Annotated in this window: 2 protein-coding genes; one reads left to right on the forward strand and one right to left on the reverse strand. The window is 44.1% G+C overall.

Translation table 11 applies throughout. The features are described from left to right. On the reverse strand, positions 1-1880 hold a 1880-nt coding region (locus AC37HE_RS09895), incomplete at its 3' end, for a glycoside hydrolase family 97 N-terminal domain-containing protein (protein ID WP_500782670.1). A 405-nt stretch (positions 1881-2285) separates the two neighbouring features. Here AC37HE_RS09895 and AC37HE_RS09900 point away from each other — a divergent pair. Beyond that, a complete protein-coding gene (locus AC37HE_RS09900; protein WP_500782671.1) occupies positions 2286-4427 on the forward strand; it encodes a tetratricopeptide repeat-containing sensor histidine kinase in 2142 nt (713 codons plus the stop codon). Positions 4428-4584 lie beyond the last annotated feature (157 nt).

A 4584-nucleotide genomic window follows, 5' to 3' on the forward strand; every position in this document is an offset into this window, starting at 1 on the left:
AACCAGGCATCTTTCCCTTTTGCCTTACGGGCAATGGTAATATAATCGCCAGGTTCGGCTTCCAAAATGTGTGTTTCGTCCCAATCGACAGCCACATCTTTAATAAACTGGAAGGCATCAGGATATTTCTTATAATTTTCGATCAGGTCGGCAGCCATTTGCAGAGGACTGTACATGGTAACATACAAGGCCAGCTGCTTGGCCAAAGTCGTACTTAATTTGGCCTTATTGTTGCCATACACTGACAGATCGCCTTCGAAAATTCCCGGTGTATAGTCCATCGGGCCACCCATCAGGCGGGTAAAAGGTAAAATGGTAGTATGGTCGGGGCGGTTTCCGCTGAAAGACTCAAACTCAGTTCCTCGCGCCGACTCCTGGGCAATCCAGTTCGGGTAGGTTCGGCACAATCCGGTTGGCCGTACAGCCTCGTGAGAGTCCACCATAATCTTATAATCGGCAGCCGTTTTCACCACATACAGGTAGTGATTCACCATCCATTGCCCGTCGTGATGTTCGCCACGCGGAATGATCTTGCCCACATAACCGGTCTTCACTGCATTGTAACCATTATCCACCATAAACTGAAAAGCATCCTTCATTTGGTGCTCATAGTCGATTACCGACGAGGTTGTTTCGTGGTGCATGATAATCTTCACCCCTTTCGATGCCGCATAACGGTGCAGCTCTGCCACATCAAAGTCGGGGTAAGCTTTGGTAAAACTGTAGATGTGCTCTTTCATATAGGCCCAGTTGTCTTCCCAGCCTTCATTCCAGCCTTCCACCAACACAGCATCGAAACCATTGGCCGCCGCAAAGTCGATGTACTCCTTCACATGCTCGGTATTGGCACCATGATGCCCGTTTGGCTTCAGCTTCGTGTAATCCGTTTTGCCAATCACAATATTATTTTCGTCCGAATAGGCCCAGGTTGAGCCACCGCCGGTGAAATATTCCCACCATACACCAAGGTATTTGCAGGGCTTAATCCACGAAGTGTCTTTGTAGGTACACGGATCGTTCAGGTTCAAAATTAAGTTTGAAGCCAGAATATCGCGGGCATCATCGCTGGCCACAATGGTTCGCCAGGGCGTAGTAGATCCGGTTTGCACATAGGCTTTATTTCCTTCGTAGTCGGGTGCGAGCTGGGTCGAAAGCATGAAGTTCTTGTCATCGACATTCAACACCATAGCCGGGTAATTGACCAAAGCCGCCTCATGAATGTTTACGTACACACCTTCGGGCGATTTTAGCATCAACGGGGTTTGTACGGCCAATCCTTCAGCAAAAAACTGGCAAGCAAGTCCTGCCTTTTTGGCCTGATCCATCATTCCCCTAATCTCGGATAACTTGGACGTGTTGGTTGGATACTCGTTGGAATCGAAGTCTCCGGGCATCCAGAATGCCTTGTCGTCTTCACCCAAATTGAATTGGGTATATTCCTTTTTAACAATGAAATGACGAAGAATCGGTTGAACCGGGAACTCATAACGGAAGCCCAGTCCATCGTCGAACAAACGAAAGCGAATATTCATCAGAAAGCCGGTGCTGTCCTGTTCCAGCTTCACCAAATACTCGTTATAATGGTTCCGAATATCTTTCTGCTCTCCCAGTACCGGATGCCAGGTTTCATCTTTTGTGTTAGCCTCCTTACCGACAATCTTGAATTTCTTGTACAAATTATAGCCGGCATGAATCTGAAATCCCATCTCACTCTGTCCGATCAGGGTCTTTCCTTTGTAAATCAGTTCATACACCGGAATTCCTTCGTCATTCAACGAAAAGGCTAATTGAAAGTCTCCGCTTGGAGACGAAATTGTTTCTGCATGGCTCGTTATCACGAACAACAGGGCCACCAGGAATAAAAACAAACGTCTTACCATGGTTAAATAATTGGATAAAGGTTGATTTAGACCGCTAAAGATAGTGATTTAAGAGATGGTTCTACCCTGAATTGCCAAAAATGTGTCCGCGAACATTTCATTGACACTAGGGCTCCGGTCCCTAAAAAACACAAGTTAAAGTACTTCCTCCGGCTGGTAAACCAAGTGCTGGGTTATTTCGCTATCATTCATTAAGATTCCGTAGAATGCCGGTCTTCACCCGAAGACCGAAGCTAAAAAATATGTATATTGGCTCACATTAAGAATTATCAGAAAGCCTATTTGGTCAACAAAGAATAGGACCAGGTTTAAACAGAGAACTTATTCATCGGAAAATTTATTTTACGTTCCGACACATTCCTATAACAAGACCAAGCGATAGTTCGAGACAAAAATTGCGCGTGAATGAAATCGATCCAACAACGGGGGCTGCTGGCAGTCTTCCTACACCTCTTTATATTCTCGTCGATAGTCAGGGCCGAATTACCCTCTACACTAGTCACCGATAGTCTTCAGCAGGCACTCGAAACCCAACACGGCGAAAAAAGGATTGCCACCCAACTTGAGCTTTCCCTAAAACTCGCCCAATCAAATAAAGAAAAAGCTCTTTCGCTGAGTCAGGAAGCGCTGGTTAATTCGAAAAAAGCGACAAACAAAGATCTTGAAATGCGCTCGTATTTCACACTAGGTCGGATTTACCAGGAACACGAACAGATGACTCTTGCGGAATCCTACTACGACAGTGCGCTGGTCATTTCAAACAACATTGAGAATACATGGTACAAAGGAGAAATTCTTCACTACAAGGGATTAATTCTTTACACGAAAGGGAAGCAGCTGGAGGCGCTGGAAGCTTATAACAAGGCACTGCAATATAATCGCATGTCGCAAAATTTTGCCACCATGGGATCGACCTATTCCATGATGGCCAACATTTATCGCGTCAACGGGTTGTACGACCGGGCCATTGAATATATGATCAAGTCGAAACTAAACTACGAAAAAGCCAATTTCGTTGAAGGTTACGGCTGGGCTGCTTACATGTTGGGCCGGATTTATGCCGATTTAAAATTGGAAGCTAAAGCGCGTGAATATTTTGAGGAGTCGTTGAATATCTACCAAAAAATTGCGGCAAACAACGGCGAAAAAGGAGGCCTTGCCATTTGTTACGAACAGCTGGGGCTGTTAGACCTGAACTCCCGAAATTTAGCAGAAGCCTCGCGGGAAATCAACCTATCCTTAGAAATTTACACGGAAAACGGATCGAAATATGGAATTTCGAATGCTTATAAGAACCTGGGGAAAATTGAATATGCGAAAGGTAATTACCCGGTTGCCGAAGAGTATTTAAACAAAGCACTAAGCTCGAAACAAGCAATTGGCGATTTATTGAGCCTGGCAACGATTAACGAATACCTGGGACTTTGCTATCTGGGGCGGCACGAAACGGAACAAGGCTTCGACTATCTTCAAAAAGGTCTGGATCATGCCATCAAAAACAATCAGAAAAAAGCACAACTGGAAATTTACGGTCAGATGGCCAAAGCCTATCTCGATCTCAATAATTTAAAGCGTGCATTCGACGCACAACAAAAACAGGTTAACATCCAAAATGACCTCTTGTCGGGAGCTGCAAAAATAAAATTTGAGCAGTTACAATCGATCTATTCCATCGATGAAAAGAACGCGCAGATTGCAGAACTCGAACACATCAACGAGATTAATAAACTGCAGCTAAAACAGCACAAGACCACGCAAACAATTGCCATTACAGCAATTATACTGGCATTACTGATCGCCATATCGGTTTACTTTTTTAACCGAAAAATCCGTCACAGCAACAATGCACTCAAGGAAGCTATTTCAACCAAAGACCGACTGTTCTCGATTATTGCACATGATTTGAAAAACCCAATTGGATCATCGCTTGGCTTAAGTGAATTTTTAATTGAAGAGATTAATAATAAGAACTACCAAACTGTCGGTCAGTATGCCGGGCTCTTTCAGCAAAGTTTGAACGAAGCATTTACGCTGCTCAATAATCTACTCGATTGGTCACGGTCGCAATTACAACAAATCAAATTTGTGCCTCACCCAATTCAACTAAAGGCCATTGTATGTGATACTATTGAACTTTTTGAGTCGACCATCGAAAAGAAAAAGCTGGCATCTCAAATTAACATCGGGGAGGACATTCAGGTTGTTGCTGACGAGGATATGCTTAAAACCATCCTTCGCAACCTGCTTTCCAATGCCATCAAATATTCTAAAGAAAATGACCTCATCACAGTCAGTTCAAAGGTTATTTCAAAGGTTGTCGAGGTATCTGTCATCGATCAGGGCATTGGCATGTCAGACGAAGGATTGCAGTCACTTTTCAACTTCGATTCAAACTGCAGTACACTGGGAACAGCCGGAGAAAAAGGAACCGGACTTGGACTTATCATTGTAAAAGAGTTTGTTGAAAGGCATGGTGGTCAAATCCAGGCTCAAAGTATTCAGGGACAAGGCAGCACTTTCAGTTTCACAATTCCATTGGTGAAATAATTCGTGCGGAAGACAGATCGAATAGACTCCCCGAACAACAACTACCCCCAACTTTCAGGTATTAAAACAAAAAAGAGCTACAAGCAAAAACTGCTGTAACTCTTTGATAATTAAGTGGGCCCACCTGGGCTTGAACCAGGGACTCCCTGATTATGAG

The sequence above is a fragment of the Mangrovibacterium sp. genome (genome assembly GCF_059905295.1).